Source organism: Pseudonocardia ailaonensis, assembly GCF_039531635.1.
Lineage (GTDB): Bacteria > Actinomycetota > Actinomycetes > Mycobacteriales > Pseudonocardiaceae > Pseudonocardia > Pseudonocardia ailaonensis.
The window spans coordinates 124,020-149,519 of record NZ_BAAAQK010000003.1; the positions used below are offsets into that span (position 1 = coordinate 124,020).

Annotated in this window: 24 protein-coding genes; 16 read left to right on the forward strand and 8 right to left on the reverse strand. The window is 73.3% G+C overall.

The genetic code is table 11. From position 1 onward, the window contains the following. Positions 1-76: 76 nt before the first annotated feature. The gene (locus ABD324_RS03400) at positions 77-1,246 is read right to left on the reverse strand and encodes an FAD-binding oxidoreductase (RefSeq protein ID WP_344412220.1); all 1,170 of its coding nucleotides are present in this window, start codon (positions 1,244-1,246) and stop codon (positions 77-79) included. A gap of 70 nt (positions 1,247-1,316) precedes the next feature. Here ABD324_RS03400 and ABD324_RS03405 point away from each other — a divergent pair, with 70 nt between their 5' ends. Further along, entirely contained in the window at positions 1,317-2,174 is an 858-nt protein-coding gene (locus ABD324_RS03405) for a LysR family transcriptional regulator (protein ID WP_344412222.1), read from the forward strand. A 270-nt stretch (positions 2,175-2,444) separates the two neighbouring features. On the opposite strand, the gene ABD324_RS03410 is transcribed toward ABD324_RS03405, so the two are convergent. Next, positions 2,445-3,266 carry a hypothetical protein gene (locus ABD324_RS03410; RefSeq protein WP_344412224.1) on the reverse strand — a complete coding sequence of 274 codons (822 nt, stop codon included), beginning with the start codon at positions 3,264-3,266 and terminating at the stop codon, positions 2,445-2,447. A gap of 148 nt (positions 3,267-3,414) precedes the next feature. Here ABD324_RS03410 and ABD324_RS03415 point away from each other — a divergent pair, with 148 nt between their 5' ends. The 3 genes from ABD324_RS03415 to ABD324_RS03425 are packed head-to-tail and all read left to right on the forward strand — an operon-like array spanning position 3,415 to position 5,986. Beyond that, a complete protein-coding gene (locus ABD324_RS03415) occupies positions 3,415-4,254 on the forward strand; it encodes a DUF3097 domain-containing protein (protein WP_344412226.1) in 840 nt (279 codons plus the stop codon). A gap of 44 nt (positions 4,255-4,298) precedes the next feature. Beyond that, positions 4,299-4,754 (forward strand): NfeD family protein, encoded by a 456-nt coding sequence (locus ABD324_RS03420; RefSeq protein WP_344412228.1) that lies wholly within the window; start codon positions 4,299-4,301, stop codon positions 4,752-4,754. After that, the gene (locus ABD324_RS03425; protein WP_344412230.1) at positions 4,751-5,986 is read left to right on the forward strand and encodes an SPFH domain-containing protein; all 1,236 of its coding nucleotides are present in this window, start codon (positions 4,751-4,753) and stop codon (positions 5,984-5,986) included. The genes ABD324_RS03420 and ABD324_RS03425 overlap by 4 nt, the downstream gene beginning before the upstream one ends. Before the next feature lie 74 nt (positions 5,987-6,060). Here ABD324_RS03425 and ABD324_RS03430 read toward each other — a convergent pair whose 3' ends face one another. From ABD324_RS03430 to ABD324_RS03450, 5 genes are all read right to left on the reverse strand, one after another. Continuing rightward, positions 6,061-6,804, reverse strand: coding sequence for an energy-coupling factor ABC transporter ATP-binding protein (locus ABD324_RS03430; RefSeq protein ID WP_344413381.1), 744 nt, complete (start codon positions 6,802-6,804; stop codon positions 6,061-6,063). Between the two features lie 53 nt (positions 6,805-6,857). Next, the gene (cbiQ, locus tag ABD324_RS03435; RefSeq protein ID WP_344412232.1) at positions 6,858-7,622 is read right to left on the reverse strand and encodes a cobalt ECF transporter T component CbiQ; all 765 of its coding nucleotides are present in this window, start codon (positions 7,620-7,622) and stop codon (positions 6,858-6,860) included. Beyond that, the gene (locus ABD324_RS03440; protein WP_344412234.1) at positions 7,623-7,970 is read right to left on the reverse strand and encodes a PDGLE domain-containing protein; all 348 of its coding nucleotides are present in this window, start codon (positions 7,968-7,970) and stop codon (positions 7,623-7,625) included. Continuing rightward, positions 7,967-8,683 carry an energy-coupling factor ABC transporter permease gene (locus ABD324_RS03445; protein WP_344412236.1) on the reverse strand — a complete coding sequence of 239 codons (717 nt, stop codon included), beginning with the start codon at positions 8,681-8,683 and terminating at the stop codon, positions 7,967-7,969. Before ABD324_RS03445 ends, ABD324_RS03440 begins: the two co-directional genes overlap by 4 nt. A 126-nt stretch (positions 8,684-8,809) precedes the next feature. After that, on the reverse strand, positions 8,810-9,715 hold the full coding sequence (locus tag ABD324_RS03450; RefSeq protein WP_344412238.1) for a glycosyltransferase family 2 protein: 906 nt from the start codon (positions 9,713-9,715) through the stop codon (positions 8,810-8,812). Positions 9,716-10,096: 381 nt separating this feature from the next. On the opposite strand from ABD324_RS03450, the gene ABD324_RS03455 reads away from it, so the two are divergent. The 9 genes from ABD324_RS03455 to ABD324_RS03495 all read left to right on the forward strand — a co-directional run bounded on the left by ABD324_RS03455 (position 10,097) and on the right by ABD324_RS03495 (position 20,407). Further along, positions 10,097-11,059 (forward strand): glycosyltransferase family 2 protein, encoded by a 963-nt coding sequence (locus ABD324_RS03455; protein ID WP_344412240.1) that lies wholly within the window; start codon positions 10,097-10,099, stop codon positions 11,057-11,059. A 240-nt stretch (positions 11,060-11,299) separates the two neighbouring features. Beyond that, the gene (locus ABD324_RS03460) at positions 11,300-11,671 is read left to right on the forward strand and encodes a hypothetical protein (protein ID WP_344412241.1); all 372 of its coding nucleotides are present in this window, start codon (positions 11,300-11,302) and stop codon (positions 11,669-11,671) included. Continuing rightward, a complete protein-coding gene (locus ABD324_RS03465) occupies positions 11,668-13,656 on the forward strand; it encodes a hypothetical protein (RefSeq protein WP_344412242.1) in 1,989 nt (662 codons plus the stop codon). The genes ABD324_RS03460 and ABD324_RS03465 overlap by 4 nt, the downstream gene beginning before the upstream one ends. Continuing rightward, positions 13,653-14,012 carry a hypothetical protein gene (locus tag ABD324_RS03470; protein ID WP_344412244.1) on the forward strand — a complete coding sequence of 120 codons (360 nt, stop codon included), beginning with the start codon at positions 13,653-13,655 and terminating at the stop codon, positions 14,010-14,012. Before ABD324_RS03465 ends, ABD324_RS03470 begins: the two co-directional genes overlap by 4 nt. Before the next feature lie 223 nt (positions 14,013-14,235). Continuing rightward, positions 14,236-15,948: a choline dehydrogenase gene (locus ABD324_RS03475; protein ID WP_344412247.1), complete on the forward strand. Its 1,713-nt coding sequence runs from the start codon at positions 14,236-14,238 to the stop codon at positions 15,946-15,948. Between the two features lie 21 nt (positions 15,949-15,969). After that, positions 15,970-17,211, forward strand: coding sequence for a glycosyltransferase family 2 protein (locus ABD324_RS03480; protein ID WP_344412249.1), 1,242 nt, complete (start codon positions 15,970-15,972; stop codon positions 17,209-17,211). A 4-nt stretch (positions 17,212-17,215) separates the two neighbouring features. Beyond that, the gene (locus tag ABD324_RS03485) at positions 17,216-18,103 is read left to right on the forward strand and encodes a glycoside hydrolase family 16 protein (RefSeq protein ID WP_344412252.1); all 888 of its coding nucleotides are present in this window, start codon (positions 17,216-17,218) and stop codon (positions 18,101-18,103) included. A 158-nt stretch (positions 18,104-18,261) separates the two neighbouring features. Continuing rightward, on the forward strand, positions 18,262-19,854 hold the full coding sequence (locus ABD324_RS03490; RefSeq protein ID WP_344412254.1) for an ArnT family glycosyltransferase: 1,593 nt from the start codon (positions 18,262-18,264) through the stop codon (positions 19,852-19,854). Between the two features lie 109 nt (positions 19,855-19,963). Continuing rightward, positions 19,964-20,407 (forward strand): hypothetical protein, encoded by a 444-nt coding sequence (locus ABD324_RS03495; RefSeq protein WP_344412256.1) that lies wholly within the window; start codon positions 19,964-19,966, stop codon positions 20,405-20,407. 38 nt (positions 20,408-20,445) lie between these two features. Here ABD324_RS03495 and ABD324_RS03500 read toward each other — a convergent pair whose 3' ends face one another. Beyond that, positions 20,446-21,267, reverse strand: a complete 822-nt coding sequence (locus ABD324_RS03500; RefSeq protein WP_344412258.1) for a polysaccharide deacetylase family protein — start codon at positions 21,265-21,267, stop codon at positions 20,446-20,448. A 246-nt stretch (positions 21,268-21,513) separates the two neighbouring features. On the opposite strand from ABD324_RS03500, the gene ABD324_RS03505 reads away from it, so the two are divergent. Genes ABD324_RS03505 through ABD324_RS03515 form a run of 3 tightly spaced genes read left to right on the forward strand, consistent with a single transcriptional unit; the run spans position 21,514 to position 25,489 of the window. Continuing rightward, positions 21,514-22,848: a lipopolysaccharide biosynthesis protein gene (locus tag ABD324_RS03505; RefSeq protein WP_344412260.1), complete on the forward strand. Its 1,335-nt coding sequence runs from the start codon at positions 21,514-21,516 to the stop codon at positions 22,846-22,848. Positions 22,849-22,907: 59 nt separating this feature from the next. Beyond that, on the forward strand, positions 22,908-24,050 hold the full coding sequence (locus ABD324_RS03510) for a glycosyltransferase family 2 protein (protein ID WP_344412262.1): 1,143 nt from the start codon (positions 22,908-22,910) through the stop codon (positions 24,048-24,050). Further along, on the forward strand, positions 24,047-25,489 hold the full coding sequence (locus ABD324_RS03515) for a glycosyltransferase family 2 protein (protein WP_344412264.1): 1,443 nt from the start codon (positions 24,047-24,049) through the stop codon (positions 25,487-25,489). The genes ABD324_RS03510 and ABD324_RS03515 overlap by 4 nt, the downstream gene beginning before the upstream one ends. Positions 25,490-25,500: the final 11 nt, after the last annotated feature.

The following is a 25,500-nucleotide window of genomic DNA, read 5'->3' on the forward strand; positions in this document are numbered from 1 at the left end:
ACTCACGGCGACCGTCGTCAGCGTGTATTTCGGGCTCCCGAAAGTGCCGACTCGCGGGATTTACGGGCGGGTGGGGTCAGTGGGTGGCGCCGTAGCAGAAGGTCCGGGCGCGGCCGAGGTCGTCGGTGGCGAACGGGGCGAAGAGGCGTTCGTGCAGGGCCCGGGCGTCCTTCTCGGTGGGGCCGATGTCGCCGAGGACCGTGACGGCGCGGACGAGGTGGCTCGCCTCCCGGAACGCCGCCGGGACCCGCTCGCCTCGGGCGAAGGCGCCGCCCAGTCGGCGGATCTCCATGACCGACGGCACGGCGGCGGTCGGCCCGGTCGCGTCCAGCACCTCGCCGAGCAGGGACGGATCGAGGGTCCGCAGGAGGTGGGCGTCGCCGGCGTACGGCTCGGGGTCCGACGGGTCGTTGTGGATCGTGTGGGACTCGGCGTACGGCATCGTGCCCAGCCGCTCGTGGCGGACCGGGCCGAGCTCGCGCAGGGGTGCGACCAGGGCGGAGACATCCACGGTGGCGGCGATCGTCAGCATCGCCATGTGGCGGCCGCGGAACGGCGGCGGCATGTGCTCGACGTCCGGGAACGGGACGAGCGAGACTCCCGCCGTCACCGTCTCGGGCAGGTCGGCGGCCCACTCGGTCCATCCGGTGAGCAGCTCCGGCGTCGCCTCGATCGCGAGGCTGCCACCCCACACCTCGGGCTGCTCCACCAGCTCGATCTCGACGGAGGTGACCACCAGGTCGTCGCGCAGCAGGTCGGTGCGGATCTGCTCGCCCGCAGGCGTCACGCCCTCGACGGCCCGCACCCTGTCGACCGCGAAGCCGTACCTGCGGCCCAGCAGCCCGAAGCCGCCGCCGAGCAGGTAGCCGACCACGCCGACGCCGGGTGAGCTCCCGTTGAGCGGGGCCAGGCCGTGCGGGATCGTGGCGGCGACGACGTCGCCCCAGCTCGCGCCGGCCTCGATCCGGGCGGTGCGGGCCACGGGATCCACGGCCACGCCGCGCATCTCGCGGGTGGAGACGAGGATCCCGCCCTCGAGCGGCGCGGCGAGCCCGTGGCCGCTGGACTGGACCGCGAAGGGGAGGCCCTTCGCCGTCGCGTAGCGGCGGGCGGCGGCGACGTCGTCGGCGGAACGGGCGGCGACCACCACGTCCGGACGGTGGGCGTGGGCGGCCTGGAAGCCGCGCCGGGCGGCGTCGTAGCCGGGGTCGTCGGGGCGGAGGACGGTTCCGGTCAGCTCGGTCATGACTCCACCGTCGCGGGGGTCCGTCCAGAAGTCCAAGAGATGGATCCTCTGACGGCTAGCATCATCAGTTATGGAGCTGCGTCACCTGCGCTATCTGGTCTCGGTCGTCGAGGAGGGGACGGTGACGGCGGCGGCCGAACGCCTGCACGTCGCCCAGCCCGGGGTCAGCGCGCAGCTGCGCCAGCTCGAGCGGGAGCTCGGGGAGCCGCTGCTCAGCCGCACCTCCCGGGGCGTCACGCCGACGGCGGCCGGTGCGGCCGTGCTGCCCTACGCGCGGGCGGCACTAGCTGCGGCCGAGGGTGCCCGGCTCGCGGTGGACGAGCTGAAGGGCCTGGTCAGGGGGCGTGTCGGGGTCGGGATGGCGCCCTCGCTGGCCGCCACCGACCTGCCCGAGCTGCTGGCCGGGTTCCGGGCCGCGCATCCGGACGTCGAGATCTCGCTGCGGGAGGGGACGTCCGGGGAGCTGCTCCATCTCCTGGCCGCCGGTGAGCTGGACCTGGTGTGGGCCGGTCTCGCCGGGCCGGTGCCCGAGGGGATCGGGACCCGGCTGGTCACGGACCAGGCGCTGGTGGTCGTCGGGGCCTCGGGGGAGCTGCGGATCGAGGACCTCGACGGCCGGCCGGTGCTCTGCATGACAGCGGGCAGCGGCCCGCGCGCGGCCTTCGACGGCGCCTGTGCGCGGGCCGGGGTGAGACCGGTGATCGCCTTCGAGGCGGGTGACCCGCTGCTGCTCGCCCGCCTCGCGGCCCGCGGCCTGGGGATCGCCGTGCTGCCGGAGGGTGCGGTGCGCGCGGCGGGCCTCGACGAGACGCCCGCACGGCTGCTCCCGGAGATCAGGAGCCGGATCGAGATGGCCTGGCGGGCGAAAGGCCCGAACAGTCCCGCGGCCCGGGCGCTGATCGCCCGCGCGACCCGTGCGGAGAGGTGACGGCCGGGGAGGCCGGCGGACATGACGGTGTGGATGATCACAGGGGCATCGCGCGGGTCGGGGCGGCGCTGGTGGACGCGGCACGTGAACCTGTTCGGCGCCGTGGCGATCACGCGGGCGGTGCTGCCGCTCGGTGGCGTCGAGGTCCGCGAGGCGCTGGGTGAGGGCCGTCCGGAGCCCGCGAGTCGGCACTCCTCGGAGCCCGAATGTGACGTCCGCGCGCGTCGTCAGCGTGTGTTTCGGCCTCCCGAAAGTGCCGACTCGCGGGGTTTACGGGGTGGGGGCGTAGGTGCGGACGGCCTCGGCGACCGCGGCGCGACGGGCGATGCGGACCGCGGTCTCCAAGGGGCGTAGCGCTTCCCGGCGGGCCGTCGCGGCGCTGGCGGAGAGGGCGCCGCCCGGCTCGTCGACCGAGGCCGCGGCCAGGATCGCCTCGACCTCGTCCGCCTGCTGCAGGACGCGCAGGGCGGGCGCGGGCATGCCCGCCGGCCAGTGCGACGCGGGGCGGCGGCGCAGGGCGGCGGCGATCTCCTCGCGCACGCCCGGCCGGTGCCGGGCCACGCCGAGGTCGGTGAGGATCGACGTCGACTCCCGGACCTGGCCGCGCAGGTCCCGTTCGGCCTCGGACAGCGGCACGTACTCCGCCGGCGGGACCGGGGCCGGGACGGGCAGGACCGTCCAGCGGAGCACGCCGTCGGCCACGGGGGAGGGGACGATGCCCAGGCCGGCCTCGGCGAACAGGACTCCCTCGGCGGCGGCGATCGCGGCCGAGGTGAACGGGCCGGGGCCCGGGAGGCCGCGGATGTCCCCGGGGACCGGCAGCACGAGCCGGCCGGCGCCGCGGGGGGCGCGGCGCAGCGCCGCCAGCAGGAACGTCAACGAGGTGCCCGGACGGCCGGGGCCCGGCAGGTCGGTGAGCCCGGCGGTGTCGTCGTCCGCGGCGATCACGTCGTGCGCGTCCGCCCAGGGAGCGAGGGCGTCGAGCACGTCGTCGGGAGCGGCGGAGCCGGCCAGCCAGGCCGACGCCCAGACCGCGAAGGTCGCTGAGGAGCCCGGAGGCGGAGCCTGCGGAGCCGACCACGAAGAAGGCACGTCGACCAGGCTAACCAGCGGCCCCCGGCCCACCGCTTGTGCCGTGCGGGTGACGGTGTGTGACGTTCGGTGAGCGGTCGGGCACGGTGTGGTCGGGCCCGGCGTGTCGCTCGCCGACCCGGCGCGGTGGCTCCGGTACAACCGCGGCATGCCCCGTACGGACAGCTACAGCGGCCTCTTCGGCGCGGACGGCACCCGCGTCCAGCGGAAGAAGGCGATCCCGGAGGTCCCGGCCGAGCCCGGGCTGGTCGTCGAGGACCCGGCGAGCGGGTTCTGCGGGGCCGTGGTGACGATCGACGTCCGCGAGGTCACGCTGGAGGACCGCCACGGCAAGCGGCGGATCTTCCCGCTGCGCCCGGCCGGTTTCCTGTTCGAGGGGCAGCTGGCGACGCTCGTGAAGCCGGCACCCCGCGTGCAGGCCGGGGCGCGGTCCGCGTCCGGGTCGGTGCGGGTGGCGGGGCTCAAGGCGCGCACCGCGCGGGCCTCCCGGATCTGGGTCGAGGGGATCCACGACGCGTCGCTGCTGGAGACGGTCTGGGGGCACGACCTGCGGGTCGAGGGGATCGTGGTGGAGCCGCTGCACGGCGTGCACGACCTGGCCGCGGCCGTCCGCGACTTCGGGCCCGCGCCGCACCGCAAGCTCGGGATCCTCGTGGACCACCTGGTCGCGGGGACGATGGAGACCCGCCAGGCCGCGTCGGTCGCGGGGCCGCACGTGATGGTGACCGGCCACCCGTTCGTCGACGTGTGGGAGGCGGTCAAGCCCGCGGCCGTCGGCATCCGGGCGTGGCCGCAGATCCCGCGCGGCACGGACTGGAAGACCGGCGTCTGCGAGGCCCTGCGGTGGGGGGAGCCGGCCGACGGGGCGCGCCGGGTGCTGGGGGCCGTGAAGTCCTTCCGGGACCTGGACTCCTCGCTGATCGGAGCCGTCGAGCAGCTGATCGACTTCGTGACGGTCGACGCCGCCGTCGATACGGACCCGAGATGATCGGTTCGCCCACCTCGTGACGTGACCCGTGCCATGCTGGACGCATGGTTCCGCTGGTCTTCCTGATCGCGGGACTCGTGCTGCTCGCCGGTGAGCTGCTCGCCGGTGAGTTCGTCCTGCTGATGCTGGGCGGGGGTGCGCTGGTCGCCGCAGGCGGGGCCGCGCTGGGCCTGGACTGGCTGCCCAGCGCCCTGCTGTTCGCGGTGGCGTCGGTGCTGCTCCTGGTGGGGGTGCGGCCCGTGCTCAAACGCCGCACGCACCGGTCGATCACGGGCTACCAGCAGCACCACGAGCGGATCGTCGGGGGGCCGGCGGTGGTCTCCCGACGCGTGGACGGAAAGGGCGGTCGGGTGCGGATCGGGCCGGAGGAGTGGTCGGCCCGCGCGTTCGACGGCGAACAGGTCATGGAGCCGGGCGAGGAGGTCACCGTGATCCGCCTCGAGGGCGCCACGGTGCTGGTCCTCTGCGAGCACCGGCCCGAACACGAGGGGGAGACGTGAGCGTCGCCGTACTGATCGTCATCGTCCTCATCGTGATCTTCGCGATCACGGTGGTGGCCAAGGCGATCCAGATCATCCCGCAGGCGACCGCGGCCGTGGTGGAGCGGCTCGGCCGCTACCAGTCCACGCTGCAGCCGGGCCTGGCGTTCCTGGTGCCCTTCGTCGACCGGGTCCGGGAGCGGATCGACCTGCGCGAGCAGGTCGTGTCGTTCCCGCCGCAGCCGGTCATCACGCAGGACAACCTGACGGTCAGCATCGACACCGTCGTCTACTTCCGGGTCACGGACCCGAAGTCCGCTGTGTACGAGATCTCGAACTACATCACCGGCGTCGAGCAGATCACCACGACGACGCTGCGCAACGTGGTCGGCGGCATGACCCTGGAGGGCACGCTGACCTCCCGGGACCAGATCAACACCGTGCTGCGCGGCGAGCTCGACGACGCCACCGGCCGCTGGGGGATCCGCGTCGAGCGGGTGGAGATCAAGGCCATCGAGCCGCCGCCGTCGATCCAGGAGTCCATGGAGCGGCAGATGAAGGCGGACCGCGAGAAGCGGGCCACCATCCTGACCGCCGAGGGTCAGCGGGAGTCCGCGATCCGCAGCGCGGAGGGCAACAAGCAGGCCCAGATCCTCACCGCGGAGGGCGCGAAGCAGGCGGCGATCCTCAACGCCGAGGCCGAGCGGCAGTCCCGGATCCTGCGGGCGCAGGGTGAGCGGGCGGCGTCGTACCTCAGGGCGCAGGGTGAGGCGAAGGCGATCGAGAAGACCTTCGCCGCGATCAAGGCCGGCCGCCCGACGCCGGAGATGCTCGCCTACCAGTACCTGCAGACGCTGCCGGAGATGGCGAAGGGCGAGGCCAACAAGGTCTGGCTGGTGCCGTCGGACTTCGGCAAGGCCCTCGAGGGCTTCACCAAGATGCTGGGCGCCCCTGGGGACGACGGCGTGTTCAGGTACACCCCGTCCCCCGACGACGGCGTGCGCTCCACCCCGGAGGAGGACGAGGAGTCCGTCCGCGGCTGGTTCGACACCTCGGGCGACCCGGAGATCGCCCGGCAGGTCGCGGCCGCCACGGCGCAGGCCAACCAGGAGGTGCCGGCGATCGGCGAGGAGGCCCCGAAGCAGGTCGGACCCGCGTCCGACCGGCTCGGCATCGGAGCGGCGGACGAGGCGACCCCGCCCAACGGCGTCCCGGCCCCCGGCAACTGGTCCGAGGACGCCCCACCCCGCTGACCTCGCGTTATGGAACCATAACGCGAAAATCGGGGCCCAAAATTTGCGTTATGGTTCCATAACGCGGAGTCGGGTTAGAGGGTGAAGCCGTAGGGGAGCTCGAGGCGGTGGGCGGCCAGGAGGGCCTTGTCCCGGAGGAGAGTCTCGGTCGGGCCGTCGGCGACCACCACGCCGTCGTCGAGGATCACGCTGCGGGGGCAGAGCTGCAGGGCGTACGGGAGGTCGTGGGTGACCATGAGCATCGTGCGGCCCAGGCCGAGGAGGACCTCGGCGAGCTCGCGGCGGGCGACCGGATCGAGGTTCGACGACGGCTCGTCGAGGACCAGGATCTCCGGATCGCAGGCCAGGACCGTGGCCAGGGCGACGCGGCGGCGCTGACCGCCGGACAGGTGCAGCGGGGAGCGGTCGGCGTGGCCGGCCATGCCCACCGCGTCCAGCGCCTCGTGCACGCGGGCGGCGAGCGGCGGACCGGTGAGGCCGAAGTTGGCCGGGCCGAAGGCGACGTCCTCGCGGACCGAGGGCATGAACAGCTGGTCGTCCGGGTCCTGGAAGACGATGCCCACGCGGCGCCGGATCTCCTGCAGGTTCCGCCGTTCGACCGGCAGGCCGCCGACCTCGACCCCGCCCTCGCCGGCCGTCAGGATGCCGTTGAGGTGCAGGACCAGCGTGGTCTTGCCGGCGCCGTTGGGGCCCAGCAGGGCCACCCGCTCGCCCGGCTCGATCCGCAGGTCGACGCCGTGCAGCGCCTGGTGGCCGTCCGGGTAGGCGAACAGCAGGTCCCGGACGAGCAGGGACGGCGGGGCGGTGTGCACCTGCACATCATCGGCGAGGAGCTGTGCCGGTGCTCCGGCCCGCACGTGACCCCGGGGCGTCACGCGACCACCCACCCGGTGACGGCGAGGGCGAGGGCGGCGGCGACCGGTGCGAGCCCGGCGACCCAGTCCGTCCGGCGGCCCCGGCCGTCGGACGTCACGGGCATCGCGCCCGTCCAGCCGCGGGAGAGCATCGCGAGGTGCACCCGCTCGCCGCGCTCGTAGGAGCGGACGAAGAGCGCGCCGATCCCGCGGGCGGTGGCGCCGACCTGCCAGAGGAAGCGGGGATCGTGGCCCCGGGCGATCCGGGCCAGCCGCATCCGGCGGGCCTCGCCGGTGATGACGTCGACGTAGCGCAGCATCAGCGTGGCGATCGTGGTGACCATCGCCGGCGCCCGCAGCCGCTGCAGCCCGACGAGGAGGTCCCGCATCGGGGTGGTGGCGGCGAGGGTGAGCGAGGTGAGGACGCCGAGGGTGCCCTTGACCAGGATGTTCCAGGCCCCGAGCAGCCCCGGCTTCGAGAGGACCATGCCCAGCCACTCGATCCGCGGGTCCGGGCCCGTGAAGGGCAGCAGCACCGCCAGCACGACGAACGGCAGCTCGATCACCGCGCGCCGCAGGATCCAGAGCAGGGGTATCCGCGCCGCGACCCACACCCCGGCGAGCAGGAGCAGGTGCCCGCCGAACACCCAGAAGGCCTCGCGCGGCGTCGCCACCACGCACACCACCCCGACGAACGCCGCGACGATCTTGACCTGCGGCGGGAGCCGGTGGACGGGCGAGTCGCGGACCAGGTGGAGGGGATGGGAGTGCCCGGCGCCCACCTACTCGTCCCGTACGGAGCGCGACGCGGAACCGGCCGGGGTCCGTCGGCGCAGCGTCCAGAACAGCCCGCCCGCGATCACGACCGTGACCAGCACGCCGATGATCCCGGCGAGCCCGCCGGTGCCCTGACCGCCGAAGAGCGCGTAGTCCGCGAGCGGGGAGGCCGCGGTCGCGTGCTCACCCGCGTTCTGGGCGATGCACGTCCCCGCGAGCTGCTCGCCGTTCTCGGTGCAGCCGTGCAACGCGACGGTGTCCAGGCCGTCCGGGGACGAGCTCGCGAGGTACGAGACCCCGCCCGCCACCACCAGCGCGACCAGCAGGAAGGCGAGGAGGAACCGGCGGTTCACGCGGCACCCCCGGCGGCCGGCGCGGCCCGCCGGACGAGCACCGGCCTGCTCCCGCGCAGCAGGTACACCAGGTCCGGCCGCACCGCGGCGACCGCGCCGACGGTGGCCGCGGTGATCACGCCCTCGCCGATGCCGATCAGCGCGTGCAGGCCCACCATCAGCCCGAACACCGCTCCCAGCGAGGCGCCGCCGCTGCCGCCGACCGCGTACTCGAGGACGAAGCCGAGCGAGGCCACGACCGTGTTGACGAAGGCCGCGACGAACGCGGTGGCGACGAGCCCGCCCCGGCTGCGGCGCGCGACCGCGCGCAGCGCCACCGCCACGCCGTAGCCGGCGAAGACGCCGATCAGCGCCATGTTGGTGATGTTCGTGCCCAGTGCGGTGAGCCCGCCGTCGGCGAAGAGCAGGGCCTGGACCGCCAGCACGATCGCGAGGCACACCGCGCCTACCCACGGTCCCACCAGGATCGCGACGAGCGCGCCCCCGAGCAGGTGCCCGCTGGCGCCGGGCAGGATCGGGAAGTTGACCATCTGCACGGCGAACACGAAGGCCGTCACCAGCCCGGCCATCGGCGCGGTGCGTTCGTCGAGGTCCGCGCGGGCACGGACGAGGCACACGGCCAGGCCCGCGATCGCGATGGCGCCGAACACGAGCGACGTGGGGGCGTTCACCAGTCCGTCGCTCATGTGCATGGCGCTGTATGCCGTGCGCATGACGTTCCTCCCGAAAGGCCGATTCGAGAGGACGCTAGCTGCCGGGAGGTGGTTCTCGCCAGAGGTTGGCAAGAACGCCGGTCGATCGCACAGGGCGGCCCCGCCGGAAGGAGGGGCCGGCCGGGGTCACCCGCTCGCGGCGTGCTCCCGGCGCTCCTCGCGCTCGCGCCGCCGCTCCGACCGCGCGGCCAGGAACCCGACGCCCGCCCGGCGGACCGCGCCGAAGGGCGCGGCGACCGCGCCCCGCACCCGGTCCGTGCCCCGCACCTGCGGGGCGACCGTGGCGGTGAGCGCCGTCCCGATGGCCGCCTGTTCCGTGCGGGTGCGGTCCGCGTAGCCCGCCCGGCCCGGCCCGCCGTGCATCCGGACCGACGCGAGCGGCTCCGCCATCCCGAGGAAGTCGCCGTGCTGCAGCAGGCGCAGCCAGCAGTCCAGGTCGAGCAGCTCCTCCTGGCCGCCGCGCCAGCCACCGGCCGCGGTCATGGCCTCCCGGCGGAAGAGGACCGCGCACGCCTCGCCGACGAGGTTGGCGCGCGCCCGGACGACCTTGCGGGCGATCTCGTCGCCGTCGTGGGAGCCGATCAGCCCGCGCAGGCCGCGCCGCGGGACCAGCACGCGGCTGCGGTCGTCGACGACGTGCCGGCGGGCGGCGACGACGGCGAGGCCCGGGTCGTCGAGCAGGGGCTGGCTCTGGAGCTCCAGGCAGCGCGGGTGCAACAGGTCGCCGTCGCCGATCGCCTTGACCAGCGGTGCCTGGGAGAAGGACAGGGCCTGGTTCCGCGCGGCGGACGCCGACAGGCGTTCCCGCCCGCGCACCACGCGGATGCGGGGATCGGAGAACGAGCGCATGATCTCGTGGCTGTCGTCCCGGCTGGCGTTGTCGAACAGCACCAGCTCGAACTCGCGCTCGGTCTGGTCGAGGACCGAGCCGATCGTCTCGCCGACGTGGGCCTCCCCGTCCGTCACGGTCGCGACGACGGAGACCATCGGCTGGAACAGGAGCGCAGGTCCGCCCGCGCCGGCGACGCTCATCCGACGCTCACCGACGGCCCGCCGGAGCGGTCGGAAGGGTGGCCGTGACACATGGCCGGGAAGCGTAGCGAGCGCTTCACGGAGCCCGGGTGGGTGGGCCGAACGCGTCGTCGGTACGTTCGACTAGTACATCGGCGCAGGAGCGGGCCCGGGGGAGTCACCCCGGCGTCCACTCGGGTTCGCCCGATCGAGTGACGGCCGTCGTCGGAGGAGAGCCGGGCGTCACGTAACGCTTTCGGGTGGGCGTCAGATATCCGGTTGGACGGCTCCGAACCGGGTGAGGAATCGACCTGCAGCGGTAAGACGGCGAGACGGCAGTAAAGACGCACCGACGTGCGACGAGGGGGAACAACTGCGATGCAGCGCAGTCAGGATCCAACGGTGTCCGTGGTGGTACCGACCCGCAACGAGGCACGCAATCTCGAGGTGGTGCTGCCGGCGATCGCCGCGGTGCGCCCGGCCGTGCACGAGGTGGTCGTCGTCGACGGCAACTCGGTGGACGGCAGCGTGGAGACCGCGCAGCGGGTGCTGCCCTGGGCGCGGATCGTGCAACAGACCCGCAAGGGCAAGGGCAACGCGATGGCCACCGGCTTCGCGGCCGCCACGGGCGACATCGTGGTGATGTTCGACGCCGACGGGTCGGCGGATCCCGCCGAGATCCCGGCGTTCGTCTCCGCCCTGGTGCGGGGCGCGGACTTCGCCAAGGGCACCCGCTTCGCGCGGGGCGGCGGCAGCGACGACATCACGGCCCTGCGCAGGCTCGGGAACTCCGGCCTCAACGGCGTCGCGAACGCGTTGTTCGGCACCCGCCACTCGGACCTGTGCTACGGGTACAACGCCTTCTGGGCCGACCTGCTGCCGCTTCTTGAGCTGCCGGCGGTGGACGCTCAAGCACCGGAGGACGGCTCCATGCTGTGGGGCGACGGCTTCGAGATCGAGACGGTCCTCGCCTGCCGGGTGGCGGCCGCGGGGCTGCGCGTGGCGGAGGTTCCCTCCTACGAGCGCGAGCGCATGTTCGGCGCCACGAACCTCCGGACGTTCGTCGACGGGACGCGGGTGCTGCGCACCCTGGCCGCCGAGCGGCGCCGGGCCATGAGGAGGACCGCTCCGGCGGCGGGCCGGCCGGAGGTCCCGGCCGTGCCGGTGGCCGTCCGCAGGCCGCTCGTGCAGTTCGAGGGCCCCTCCGCCCCGGCGCACCCCGACGGTCAGGCCGCGGCGATCAGGCGGCCCCGGGTCCCCGAGACCGTGTCCACCGCCACCCCGGCGGCGGGCCTGCGCGCGTTCGACCAGTCCTCGGACCGGAACGACGAGCCCCGGAGCGACTCGCGCAGCGGTGCTGCCTGAGTCACCCGCACCGGTCCTCCCCACCCGCTGAGGACGTCCCGGGGCGCGGGCCCGCCTCGTCGGCGGGCCCGGGCCCCCTGTCATACTTCGCGCCGTGTCGAGCGCTCTCCGGATCAGGACCGGTGTGTCCGACCCGGGTGTCCGGGGCGCACGGAGGTCACCTCGCACCGGCCGCGGCCGGGGGTGCCCCGAGGGCGGAAGGCCGCCCGGTGAGGAACGAGGAGACGCGGTGACAGCACGGTGAGCATGCCGAGCGCCGGGGAGCTGACCCGTGCCCGCGCGGCACGGCGTGGTGTGGCTGTAGCGCTGGTCGTCGCGGGCGTCGTGGCCTGCCTGCTGAACCTGTTCGACGTCGCGGGGGGATCGGGTCTCCGGTTGTTCGTGACCATCGGCTTCCTGCTGCTCGGCCCCGGCTGGGCGGCAGCGGGCTTCCTGCGCCGCGCGCCGGCCGCGCACGTGTGGCTGCTGACCCTGGGCGTGGGCATCGCGACCTCGCTGCTCGCGGCGCAGATCATGGTGAGCACGACCTGGTGGCACCCGGACCTGATGCTCTACATCGTCACCGTCGGCAGCGTGCCCTTCCTGCTGCGGCACGCGGTGGTCGCCCAGTGACGGCGCACGACACCCGGAGCAACGGCCCCCGGGATCTCTCCGCCTCCGATCCCGAGGCCACGCAGGTGATGGGCAGGATCAGCGCGGGCACCGTCGCGGATCCGCCGACCACCGCGCTGCCGGTGGTGCCGACACCGCCCGCGCAGGCGCCTCCGGAGCCGGGCTGGTTCGAGAGCCGCCGGCCGCTGCTCGAGCGGTGGCTGTCGCCGGTCCTGGCGTTCCTCGCGCTGACGATGCTCCCGCTCGCGGTCGCCACCACCGACCTGGACGCCCTGGACGGCTGGGGGCTGGTCAAGGTCCTCGGCGTGCCCGCCTGGCTGGCGCTGCTCTTCGCGATCGGGGCCTGCCTCACCGAGCTCCACGCGAAGCGTCCGCGCATCCCCATGCTGGGTGCGGCCACCGGCGTGCTGATCCTCTGCTCCACCGGGCTGCCGTCCGTCGTGGAACCCGCCGCACGCTTCGGCACGTCGTGGACGATCAGCGGGTTCGTCGACGCGGTCGCCACCGCCAACGGCGTGCCTCCCGCGGGCCTCGACGCCCGCTTCTCCTGGCCCGCGTTCTTCGCCCAGTGGGCCTGGTTCCGCGACGCCGCGGGGGCCGACCAGCTGGACGTGGTGCTGCGCTGGTTCCCGCCCGCCGTCGTGACGGTGTGGGCGATCGGGATCTACGCGCTCGCCCGCTCGATGCTCGGGGGCAACCGGGCGCCGTGGGTCGCCGCCTGGCTGTTCGTCGGCCTGAACTGGATCGAGCAGGACTACTTCTCGCCGCAGGCCACCGGCATCTGCCTGCTGCTGACCGTGCTGACCTTCGCGCTCGGCCCGCTGGCCACCCGCCGGACGGACCCGAACGGCGTGCCGGGCTGGCCGCCGCCGCACGTCGGGGCGAAGCGCCTGCCGCTGTGGAACCGCTGGCTGGTGTCGGCGATGACGCCGCCCAACCGGCCGACGCTCCCCCCGAAGCAGCTGCTGCTGGTGTACTTCTGCGCCGCGCTGTGCATCCTGGCGGTGATCCCGGAACACCAGCTCACCCCGTTCGCCATCCTCGGCCAGCTGGCCCTGCTGGCGATCGTCGGGCGGTACCGGGGGCGAGGGCTGGTGCTGATCGGCGTCCTCGGCGTCCTGGTGTTCATCCTGATCGCCGCCCGCGACGTGTGGACCACCCAGATCTCCCTGTTCATCGGCGACGGCAACACCGGCGCCGCGCTGGAGTCCGGCGTCGCCAACCGCCTCGCGGGGGACACCGGGCAGATCGTCGGGAAATACTCGCGCATCGGGGTCGCCGGGATCTCCTACGCGCTCGGCGTCGTGGGCGCGTTCGTCTACTGGCGGCGCCGCCGGGACCTGGTGCCGATCGGTCTCGCGGCGGTGCCGACGGCCTTCGCGGCCCAGGGCTACGGCGGCGAGGGCTTCCTGCGCATCGTGCTGTTCGGCCTGCCGATCCTGACGATCCTGGGCGCGGACTTCCTCCGCTTCCTGGTGCGCTGGCGGAAGTGGTTCCGCCCGGTGCTGGCGGTGGCGATGGTCGGGCTGTACGTCGTCCTGATCTTCATCCGCGGCGGCAACGACTCCTACCAGACGGTGTTCCCGCGCGATCTGGCGCTGTACCGGCTGGTCGTGGCCACGACGCCGCCCGGGCAGAGCGTCATCCCGCTGTCGGACGCGGGGCCGTTCGCCTTCGAGGGCCTCACCCTCTTCGGCCGCGGCGGCGGCGTGCAGGGCTGCGGGCAGATCGCCGCCCAGCCCGATCCGGTGCCCTGTGTGGCCGCGATCAACGCCGACGTCCTCGTGAACTACCGGTCCATCGAGAAGCAGGGGGAGCACCTGTTCCTGCAGAAGCCGGGCTGGTCGCTGCAGCTGGCGAACACGCTGGTCGCGCAGGGTACCTACACGATGTGGTACCAGGACCCGACCGACCCGTACGACTTCGTGCTCCGCAAGACCGGCGCGCCGGTCCTGAGCAACGCACCCGCGGGGAGGCCGGGATGATCCTGGATCCCCTGTTCGACCGCTGGGTGTGGCTGGGCTTCCTCGGGCTGCTGGTCGTGTTCGGCATCCGGGCGTGGGTGGTCGAGAGCACCGGTGGGCGCGCGACCCGCGCCCCGGGGCGCGTGCGGCTGCTCACGGTGCTGTCGGTGGGCATGGTCGCGGTCGTGTGCGGGCTCCTGTGGGTCCAGGGCGGCCAGCAGGCGTTCGAGTCGATCGTGCACCGGACCGACCCGCTCACCGGGCTCCCGCTGGACGGACCGGCGGTCCCCGTCCAGCCGGCGGTGGCTCCGGACGCGGGGGCTCCCGCGGCGCCGGGTGCGGCCGCCCCGGCCGCCCCCGCGGTCAACCCGCCCTGACGGACCGATCACCCAAGGTGGCGCTCGTTGACAAGCCACTAGGACCGAAGTCACACCGGAATCGGCGGACGGTATGCCCTCCTTACCCGACAGAAGCCCTGTAACGGGCCGCGATATCGTTGATCGGGCCAACGGTTCGTCGGTTTGAGTGAGATCTGAGATACGGTCGCGCGCAGTAGCCGTCATGCCGCTTGCAGTCTCGTCGGAGAAAGGCTCCCCCTTCATGTCGGATCAGGTCTACGACTTCGTGATCGTCGGCGGCGGTGCGGCCGGCTGTGTGCTGGCGAACCGTTTGAGCGCCGATCCCGCGAACCGGGTCCTGCTGCTCGAGGCCGGCCGGTCCGACCCGTTCTGGGACGTCCTGACCCACATGCCGGCCGCCATGGGGATGGCCATCGCCAGTCGCTCGCACAACTGGCACTACCAGACCGAGCCCGAGCCGTTCATGAACGGCCGGCGGATGGACCAGCCCCGCGGCCGCCTCCTGGGTGGCTCCGGATCCATCAACGCGATGACGTTCGTCCGCGGGCATCCGGCGATCTTCGACCGCTGGGCCAAGGCCACCGGGGCCTCGGAGTGGGACTACGCACATGTGCTGCCCTACTTCAAGCGGCTCGAGGACTCGGCGCCCTTCGGCGGCAGTGAGTACCGCGGCCGCGGCGGGTTCCAGCCCGTCGACCGCGCGCCCGCGGACCACCCGCTGTTCACGCTGTTCTTCGAGGCCGTCCAGCAGGCCGGCTACCCGCTCACGGCGGACATCAACGGTGCGGTCCAGGAGGGCTTCGGCGCGTTCGACCGCAGCATCCGCAACGGTCGCCGCCGCTCGTCGTCGCAGGGCTACCTGCACCCCGTCATGGGGCGGCCCAACCTGCGGGTCCGCACCCGCGCGCTCGCCACGCAGGTCCTGCTCTCCGGCACCCGCGCCGTCGGTGTGACCTACCGGGTCGGGGACGAGGAGTTCATCGCGCGGGCCAAGGAGGTCGTCCTCTCGGGCGGCGCGTTCAACACCCCGCAGCTGCTCCAGCTGTCCGGGATCGGCCGGCCCGAGGACCTCGAGCCGGTGGGGATCACCCCGCTGCACGAGCTGCGCGGGGTCGGCTACAACCTCGAGGACCACCTCGCGGTCCAGGTCCAGCACTCGTGCACCGAGCCCATCTCGATGGTGCACATGAAGGACAAGAAGCAGTGGCCGCTGATGGGGCTGCAGTGGCTCGCGGGCCGCGGCCCGGCGACCAGCAACCTCTTCGAGGCGGCCGGCTTCGTCCGCAGCAACGAGGACACCGAGTTCCCGGACGTGATCATCGGCTTCGCCCCGCTGGCCATGAAGTTCGACGAGAAGCGCATCGTCGACGGGCACGGCTACCAGGTGCACGTCGGGACCCTCGCCGCCCGCGCCCGCGGCAGCGTCACGCTCAAGTCGTCCGACCCGGGGCGGCACCCGCGGATCGTGTTCAACTACCTGGACAACCAGCGGGACCGGGACGACTGGGTGAAGGCGATCCGGATCGCCAGGGACATCATGAGCCAGCCCGCCTTCGCGGCGGTCGACGGTGGTGAGGTCGCGCCCGGCAGGTCCGTGCAGTCCGACGAGGACCTGCTCGCGTGGGTCGCCGAGGCCGCCCAGACGGGTCTGCACCCCACCGGCAGCGCGCGGATGGGGACCACGCCGGACGACGTCGTCGACCCCTCGTCGATGCGCGTCCACGGGCTCGAGGGCCTGCGCGTCGTCGACGCCTCGGTCTTCCCCTCCGTGACCAACAGCCAGACGTACGCACCCACCCTGATGGTGGCCGAGAAGGCGTCCGACATGATTCTGGGGAACACGGCGCCGGCGCCGGCTCGGCTGCCCCACCTCGAGGTCGTCGCGGAAGCGCCGGCGACCGTCGTGAACGGGGTGTCGCAGCGGTCGCGCCGCCCCGAGGTGAACCGCTCCTAGCCGATACACGGAGGACCCCCGATGGAACTGCCTGCGCGGGCGCCCGCCTGGGTCGGCCGGGTGGACCGGCTGGCCGAGGGGCCGGCGGCACTCGACCTGGCGGTGGACCCGCGGTACCTGGCAGCGCGGCTGCTCGTGACCGAGGGCCGCATGGCCGTCGGTCTGGTGACGGTCGACCTCGCCGACGGTCGGGCCGGGACGGCGGCGGTACGGACGGCGATCGAGTCGCAGCTCGGGCCCGCCGGCGTGCCCGCGCAGCCGGTCGCGGCCCCCACCGGGCCGGCCGAGCCGCTCACGGTGGTGATCGCGACCCGGAACCGGGCCGAGAGCCTGCGGACGAGCCTCGCGTCGGTCGTCGCGGGGGACCATCCGGCGGTCACGGTGCTGGTCGTCGACAACGACCCGCCCGACGACAGCACCCGGGACGTCGCCGAGGAGTTCGCGGACCGCGGCGTGGTGTACGTGCGGGAAGCCCGGCGGGGGCTCTCCGTCGGCCGCAACCGGGGCCTGCGCGAGGCGGCCACCCCGCTCGTCGCGTTCACGGACGACGACACCGAGGTGGACCGGAACTGGGCCACGCGCATCGCCGAGGTCTTCGCGGCCGAGCCGGGCCTGACGTGCGTGAGCGGCCCCGTCATCGGCGCGCGGCTGGACACCGAGGAACAGCTCGCCGCCGAGCGGGCGCTGGTGTGGAACCGCGGCTTCGAGTCGCGGCGGTACTCGCTGGCCAGGCCGCCCAAGGACTCCGCGATCTTCCCGTTCTCGCCCGGCCTGTTCGGCATCGGCGCGAACTTCGCCGTCCGCGCGGAGGTCGCGCGCAAGGTCGGCGGGTTCGACGAGGCGCTCGGCGCCGGCGCCCCCACCCGTGGCGGCGAGGACTGCGACTTCATGGTCCGGCTGGTCCTCGACGGGCACGAGGTCGGGTACGACCCGGGCATGGTCGTCTGGCACCACCACCGGTCGTCGCCGGGGGAGTTGCGGGACCAGCTGCGCGGGTACTCGATGGGTCTGGGAGCATTCCTCACGAAGATCGCGCTCGATCCCCGGGCGAGCGCGATGGCCCTGCGCCGGCTGCCCGCCGCCGTGGCCCGGTTCCGCCAGATCGGGGACCGGGAGGGCACCGCCGGGCAGGGTGTGGCCGCCGGCTCCCTGCGCGAGCGGATCGGCTGGATCACCGACGGCGGGACCGCCTACGTGATCGGCCGGAGGGCCGTCCGCCGGTCCGGCCGACCGGTCCCCAAGCTAGTGCCGACGAACAGGTGAACAGATGAGCGCCCCGCTGCCGCCGAACTCCCACCGGGAGCCCGACGGCGACGCCCCGCCCCGCAGGAGCTCGAAGGGCACCTACTACGCGATCGGCGTCGTGGTCGTCGCCGCCGTGGTGGCCCTGGTCGCCGTGCTCCTGACCCGGCCGCCCGCGGACGGGAGCGGCGGGGACGGCGGCAGTGCGGCGACGACCACCGCGGCGCCGACGCCGACGACGTCGCGGCCCCCCAGCGCGGGCGAGGCCACGAGCGCGGCGACGATGCTCGGCTGGGGCCAGCCCTCGCGGGTGGAGGAGTTCGACGGGCCGCGTCCCCCCGGCTGGGACATCTACAGCGGCGAGGGGCACAACGGCCAGGGCACCCGTACGCCGAACGCCATCGACGTGCAGAACGGCCTGCTGACCATCAAGGGGGACGCCGAGGGCAACACCGGCGGCCTCGCGATGATGCCCGGCCAGAAGTACGGCCGCTGGGAGGGGCGCATGCGGATGCCCACGAGCGACCCGACCTACCACGCCCTGATGCTGCTGTGGCCGGACAAGGAGAACTGGCCGGTCGGCGGCGAGATCGACTTCGTCGAGGCCACCTCGCCGGACCGGCAGTCGGTCAACTCGTTCCTGCACTACGGCAAGAGCAACAAGCAGGTCCAGAACAACGTGAACGTGGACGCCACCCAGTGGCACAACTGGGCGGTCGAGTGGACCCCGGACCACGTGATCGGCTACCTCGACGGCCGGGAGTGGTACCGGATCGACGACAAGGACACGCTCCCCCCGGGCCCGATGCACCTCTGCCTGCAGTTCGACTGGTTCCCCGACGACGGGGACCGGAACAACGTGACGCCGTCGGAGATGCAGGTCGACTGGGTCAAGGAGTACAAGCTCTCCTGAGGTGAGCCACCGTCACCCGATGGGCTGACGGTGGGCTCTCTCAGCGCAGCTTCAGGCAGGCCTCGCTCTCTCAGCGTAGTTTCAGCCGCGTCCGTCAGACTGATCCGTGCTCACCCGAATGGTGGTGGGCCGGTCGGTCTTGGGGGAGTGAGCAGCGGATGACGCCCACCTGTCTCGGCACGGGACGGCACCGCGAGGTCGAGGTGCCACCGCCGCCGAGGGGTGTCTCGCTCCTGCCCCGGGGCCGTCGGGACCTGCTGGGGTGGCTCACCTGCGTGCTGCTGCTCGCGGCCGTGGTGCTCTCGGTCGTCCGCGCCTTCGGCCCGATGACCTACGAGGGCGACATCTGGCGGCAGTCGGACACCGCGACGATCGCGCACAACTTCTTCCGCAACGGCATGGAGCTGCTCTACCCCCAGATCAACTGGGGCGGCTCGGGGCCGGGCTACGTCGAGACCGAGTTCCAGCTCGTGCCCTACCTGGCCGCGTCGCTCTACCACGTGTTCGGCGAGCACGCCGCGATCGGCAGGCTCGTCTCGCTGGTGTTCATGATCGTCGGCGCGGCCGCCTTCTGGGGGTTCGCCCGGCGGGTGCTGCCGGAGACGGTGGCGCGCTGGTCGATGATCGCGTTCGCCCTGTCGCCGGCCTTCATGCGCTACGGCAGTGCCTTCATGCCGGACGCCGCGGCACTGGCCTTCTACCTCCTCGCCGTACTGGCCTACCAGCGGTGGCTGACGGAGGACCGCCGGCGCTGGCTCGTCGGCACCGCCGCGGCCGTCGCGATGGCGGCGCTGGTCAAGCCGACCTCGCTGCACATCCTGCTCGTGCTGCTGATCTGGACGGCGATCGTCGCGCGGCGGCGGCTGCTCCGCCCGGGGCTCTACGCCGCCGCCGTGGCCTCGCTGGTGCCGGCCGCGATCTGGATGTGGCACGCGCGCGGCCTGTACGAGGAGTACGGCAACACCTTCGGGGTGCTGTCGGGCGGGGACAGCAAGGTCGGCGGCCTGCAGTACTGGCTGTCGTCCGGCTTCTACCTCGGCAACCTGACCATCGAGGCCACGATCGTCTACGGGCTCGCCGGGGTGCCGCTGGCGATCCTGGCCCTGGTCGTGGCGCGGCGCTCGGTGCCGGCGTACGTCTGGGCCGCGCTCCCGTCGCTCGTGGTGTTCTACTTCGCGGTGCCCCGCTACAGCATGGCGCTGGGACCCCACTACCACCTGTTCTCGCTGCCCTCGGCTGCGATCCTGGTCGGGCTCGGCGTCACCACGGCGTACGGCCGGCTGCGCGCTCTGCGCCCGCGCCGCACGGTCGCGGCGCTGACCGCGGTGGGCACGGTCGTCGCCGTGGCCGCGCTGGGCGCGCCGAGCATCTCGGTCCTGCGCGCCTCGATGGTCGACACCAGCGGGACGTACCGCAGCTGTGCCACCGCGCTGGACCAGGTGGCCCGGCCCGGGGACCTGAGCATCGTGGCCACGGACAGCCTGGCGGTGGAGGACGGCTCGCCCAACAACTTCCAGGACCCGGCGATCTTCTACCTGGCCGACCGCCGGGGCTGGGTCCTGGCCGCCGACCAGCAGGAACCGTCCCGCGTCCGCAGCTACATCACGCAGGGCGCGCAGTACCTGGTGTCACCGGATCCCTCGATCGTCACGCCGAGCGGCACGCTGGGACACTGGTTGGACGAGCACGCGACCCGGGTGCGCAGCGCCTCGGCCAACGGGTGCGACGTCTGGCGGCTCTACCAGGCATGAACGGCGAACGCTCCCCGTGGACGCGTCGTGCCGGTGGGGTCGGCGGCGTGCGCAGCCGGCTCGACCCCGACCGAACGACGCCGCGAGACGCGGCGGAACTGGAGCCCCGATGACCCGCACTGCCCGCACTGCGACCGCGTCCCCGATCGGTCTGCCCGGCCTGCTCCGCAGCCTGCGCGACGTCGGCGGCGCCGCCTGGCTCGGCGGCTCGCTGATGGGCGCGACCGGCCTGAACGCCGCCGCGGACGCGGCCGGCCCCGGTGAGCGGGACGTGGTCGTCCAGGCCGGCTGGGCGCGCTGGACCCCGATCTTCCGGGTCGCCGCCCTCTCCCACCTCGCCGGGGCGGTGGGCCTGCTGGCGACCGAGCGCAGCGCCGCGGCCGCGGGCCGGCTGGGGCTGTCCACGGCGGCCGCGGGTGCGGTCGCCGCCGCCGTCGTGGTCGGCGGCCGCGAGGACTCGGACGACAACCAGAAGGTCGTGCACGCGCTGGAGTACGCCGTGCCCGGGCTGCTCGCCGCGGCGGTGCTGAGCACAGCGCTGAGCCGGCGCTGACGGGGGACCGAGGAGCGGCCGGCGGTGCTACCGCCGGCTCAGCTCCACTCCTCCCACCCGTCGAACGCGCCGTGCAGTGCGGCGCGGAACACCGTCGGGCGGTCGAAGGCGGTCACGAAGGTGCGGGCGATCGTGCCCGGGGTGCGCGTGTCGACGGCCTGCGCGTAGACGGCGGCGTACCCGGCGTCGAGCGCGGCCGCCTGGGCCCGGGCGTCCCAGTTGGCGGACTGGCCGTAGGGGATCGCGAACTCGGCGGTGTCGACGCCGAGCATCCGGGTCAGCCGCGCGCGGGACTCGGCGAGCTCGCGCCGGACCTGGCCGTCGTCGAGGGTGGAGAAGTCGGGATGGGTGACCGAGTGGCTGCCGAGCTCCATGCCGGCCCGCTGCAGGGCGTCGAGGCCGTACCAGTCGAGCACGTGGTCGTACCCGCCCTCGTGCCCGCCGTCGGCCCAGCCCGTGACGACGAACATCGTGGCGGGCACGCCGTGCGCGCGCAGCACCGGCACGGCGTTCTGCAGGACCGAGCGCACCCCGTCGTCGAACGTGATCGACAGGAGCTGCTCGTCCGGGCGGGCGAGGACCTCGGACGGCGTGGCGAAGGTCCAGCCGTCGTCCACCGCGAGCTGCAGGTGGCGCTCGAAGGCCGCCGGTGTCACGTCGTTCACGCCCCACTCGGGCGTGCCGACGGAGTGGTAGGCGACGATCCGCGCCCGCGCCGCACCCGCGGCGGGCCGGGACCGCAGACCCAGGCTCCAGCGCTCGACGCCGAGCCGGCCCTTCACGAGGTGTGGGTACGCGACCTGGCCGAGCCGGGTGGACCCGACGGCGGAACGCAACGATTCGGGAACGGACCGGCTCACGCGGCGATCGTAGCCAGGCGGCTCGTCCGGCGCGGCGACCGGTCCCCGTCCCGTCCCTGCTCCGCCGCGGAAACGATCCCGGCACGTCGAACGATGACGACGGTACGACCGGAGCCCGGTCCGGAAGCGACCGACGCGCGTGAAACGGACTAATCGGATGGGCCCGCGAGAGGCCGCTCGGCGCAGTCTCGCTAGCATGAGGCCCGATCGGCAGCGCTGGAAACGATGAAACGGAAGTCTGAACTGATGGCGCGTGGACGGCTGGGTGCCAGCCTGGAACGCAACGCGATCGCACTGATGGCGGCTTCCGCGATCACCGCGCTCGTCGGGCTCGCGTTCTGGGCCGTGGCCACCCGGCTGCCGGCGGAGGAGGTCGGGCGCGCCTCGGCCGTCCTGAGCACCGCCACCATGTTCAGTGTGCTGGCGAGCCAGAACGTCGGCCTGGTCGTGAGCCGGTTCCTCCCGGGGGCGGGGCGCCGCTCGCAGCGCCTGGTGCTCGGTGGGTACGGGGTCGCGATCGTGGTGGCCGTCGTGCTCAGCGTGGGGTTCGCGCTGTTCCTCGCGTCGGACACGCTGTTCCGCAGCGGGTCCGAGAAGCTGTACTTCCCCGTCGTCGTCCTGGTCCTCGCGGTGTTCACCCTGCAGGACTGGGTGCTGACCGGGCTGCGGATGTCGATCTGGGTCCCGCTCGAGCAGCTGCTGTTCGCCGCGGTCAAGCTCGGGTTGCTGGTGATGTTGATCTCGGTGCTCCCGGACGACGCTATCCTGCTCGCCTGGACGGTGCCGGCGGCGGTCGCCGTCGTCGTCGTCAGCTCGTTGATCATGGTTCGCGTCCTGCCGCGGCGGCCGGAGCCCCTCGCGGGCGTGGTCGAGCTGCCGCCCCGCAAGGCGCTGACGAAGATCTTCTTCGCGGAGTACGCGACGGGCGCGATGACGGTGATCGTCCCGATGCTCCTGCCCCTGATCGTCGTGGCCCACCTGGGGACCGCGGCCAACGCGTACTACGCGCTGCCGTGGATGCTCAGCGAGGCCTTCAACATGCTGCTGTGGAACATCGGGTCCTCCTACATGGTGGAGGTGTCCCACGACAGCACCCGGGCGGCGGCGCTGCTCATGCGGACCGCCAAGCTCAGCGGCCTCGTCATGCTGGCCGGGGTGCCGTTCCTGCTGTTCGCCGCACCGTGGCTGCTGACCCTGCTCGGGGGCGCGTACGCGGCCGAGGGAGCCGGCGTCATGCGGCTGCTGGCCTGCGCGGTGCCGTTCCTGATCATCACGAACCTGTACCTCAGCACCGCCCGCGTGCGTCAGCAGATGGGCCGGGTCGTCGCGGTGCAGCTGGGGGCGACCGTGGTCACCCTCGGACTGGCGTTCATGCTGGTCGACCCGCTCGGCATCGACGGCGTGGCGCTGGCCTACCTCATCGCGGAGGTGCTGTCGGCGCTCGTCGTCCTGGGCCCCCTGATCCAGGTGTTCCGGGGCAAGGCGTCGGTCGCCCCGCCCGATCCCGAGACCGTCGTGCTGCCGGTCGTCCGCTACGCCGACCCCGAGACCATCGTGCTGCCGGTCATCCGGCGCTACTGACCCGAACCGGGCGACGGCCCACCATCGACAGCGACCTCCGGAAGGGAACGGAACGACCAGTGCCTCCAAGCGGAAGACGTCCGACCGTCAGTGTCGTGATCCCGTGCTACCGGTACGGGCACTACGTCACGCAGACCGTGCAGAGCGTGCTCCGCAACGAGCAGGTCGACCTCGACGTCCTCGTCATCGACGACGCGTCGCCGGACGACTCCTGGTCGGTGGTCGAGCGGCTGCCGCGGCTCGATCCCCGGGTGCGGGTCCGGCGCAACGAGCAGAACCTCGGCCTCATCGGCACCGCCAACTCCGGCCTGCACGACGCGGAGGGGGACTACGTCGTCCTGCTCTCCGCGGACGACGCCCTGGCGCCCGGCTGGCTCGACCGCGGGGTGGACCTGCTGGAGCGGACCCCGGCGGCCTCCTTCGCCATCGGTCCGGTGCAGGTCTTCGAGAGCGAGCTGCTGCCGATCGTCCGGAAGAAGCGGGAGGTCCGCTCGGTCGTGTTCCCCGGCCGGGACTGGCTGGAGATCAGCTGCCGGCGCGGCGTGACGAAGGCCCGGTCGCCCGAGGTGATCGTGCGCAACTCCGCCCAGCGGGCCGTCGGCGACTACAATCCGGCGGTCCCGTACAGCTCGGACATGGAGATGTGGCTCCGGCTGGCCAGCGTCGGGGACGTCGTCGAGGTCCGGGGGCCGTGGGCGGCGTTCTACCGCATCCATGCCCAGAACATGTCGCGCGACCTGACCCTGGAGTGGACCGGGCAGCTCCGCAGCGACGCCACCGCGTTCGAGCAGTGGGCCGCGTCGTCGGGGGCGTCGCTGCCGGACATCGACCGGCTCATCGCGACGGCCCGCAAGGCCCTCGCGGGCACGGCCCTGCGGCTCGCCCCGCAGGCCTTCCTCCAGGACGGCGGCGCGTTCGACGCGCTGTGCGAGTTCGCACTGGAGCAGGATCCGGAGGGCGCGCGCGACGAGGTCGACCGCCTCCGCGACCGCTTCGGCAGCCCGTTGCTGACCGGGCTGCGGGACGGCGCACTTCCCCTCACGCTGTCCGCCGTGCGGGCCCGCCGCGGCGTTCCCCAACTGCGCGCCCGGCTGCGCTCCTACCTGACGCCGGTGAACCACCGGCTCGGGACCCTGCCGGACCGTGTGACCACCGCGGCGGCGACCGCGCGCGGGGTCGCGAAGGCGAAGGTGAAGGCATGACGACGGACCCCCAGACCCACCGGCCCCGCCCGGGGGAGGCCTCCTCGGTCAGAGGGGCGGTCGAGGCGGTGGCCGGGACCGAGGACCTCGTCGAGGACGGTGTCCTGGCCGACGACGGCCTCGACGACGACGAGGACGAGCGCGGCGGCACCTGGTGCTGCCAGCTCGAGCTGGCCGGGCCCGGCCAGGTCATGTCCGCGGGTCCGCAGAGTCCGGACCACGCGTGGGTCCGCGCCCTCGTCCGGCTGCACGGTGAGCCGCTGGGCTACGCGACCGTGCCGGCCCGCGCCGGCGGGTTCGACCTCGCCGAGCTGGTCACCGTCTCCTGGTCGCAGTGGTCGGAGGAGATCGCCGACCATCTCGCCGGCGAGGGACACCCGCGGCCCACGTCGCTCACGGTCGCCGACCTGCCGCTCCCGGTCGCGGGCGGCAGCTGCCCGGGCCGGGTGTCCACGGACCGCTTCGTGTCGGTCGTGGTCTGCACGCACAACCGGACGGCGATCCTGCCGCGCTGCCTCGCCAGCCTGGGCGCGCTGACCTACCCGAACCTCGAGATCATCATCGTCGACAACGCGCCGAGCGACGGGAGCACGCGCGCGGTCGTCGAGAAGATGATGGCCACGGACAGCCGGTTCCGATACGTCGCCGAGCCGCGCGCCGGGCTCTCGTTCGCCCGCAACAAGGGCCTGCGCGAGGCGGGCGGTGAGATCATCGCCTACACCGACGACGACGTCACCGTGGACCCGCAGTGGGTCGAGGGCCTGGTCCGGGGCTTCGGGCGGCGTGCCGACGTCGGCTGCGTGACGGGGCTCGTCTGCACCGCCAGCATGTCGACCACGGTCGAGGCCTACTTCGACGCGCGCGCCTCGTCCTGGTCCACCCGCGTCCGCCCGCACGTCTTCGAGCTCATCCAGGACTCGGCGGGTGGTCCGCTCTACCCGTTCTCGGCGGGCGTCTTCGGGACCGGGGCCAACTTCGCCTTCGACCGCGGCGTGCTCGGCCAGGCGGACGGCTTCGACGAGGCCCTCGGCGCGGGATCGCCCACCCGGGGCGGCGAGGACCTCGACGCGTTCGTGAACACCCTGCTGAGGGACCGGACGATCGTCTACGAGCCCTCGGCCATCGTCTGGCACTACCACCGGGTCGGTCACCGGGAGCTGCTGCGCCAGCTCTACGGCTACGGCACCGGCTTCGCCGCCTTCATCACCAAGTGCCTGATCCGCCGGTCGACGCGGTGGGAGGTCATCCGCCGGATCCCGGCCGGGCTGGGCCGCATCGTCTCGATCCGCTCGGAGACGAAGGAGGCGCTGGGGGAGCAGCACGAGTTCCCGAAGGGCGCCACCCTGGTCGAGCTGATGGGGTACGCGACCGGGCCGTTCCTGTACGCGCGGGCGCTGCGGGACAACCGGCGGGTCCGCAAGGAGCTCGTCGAGCCGTAGGCCCTCCGGTC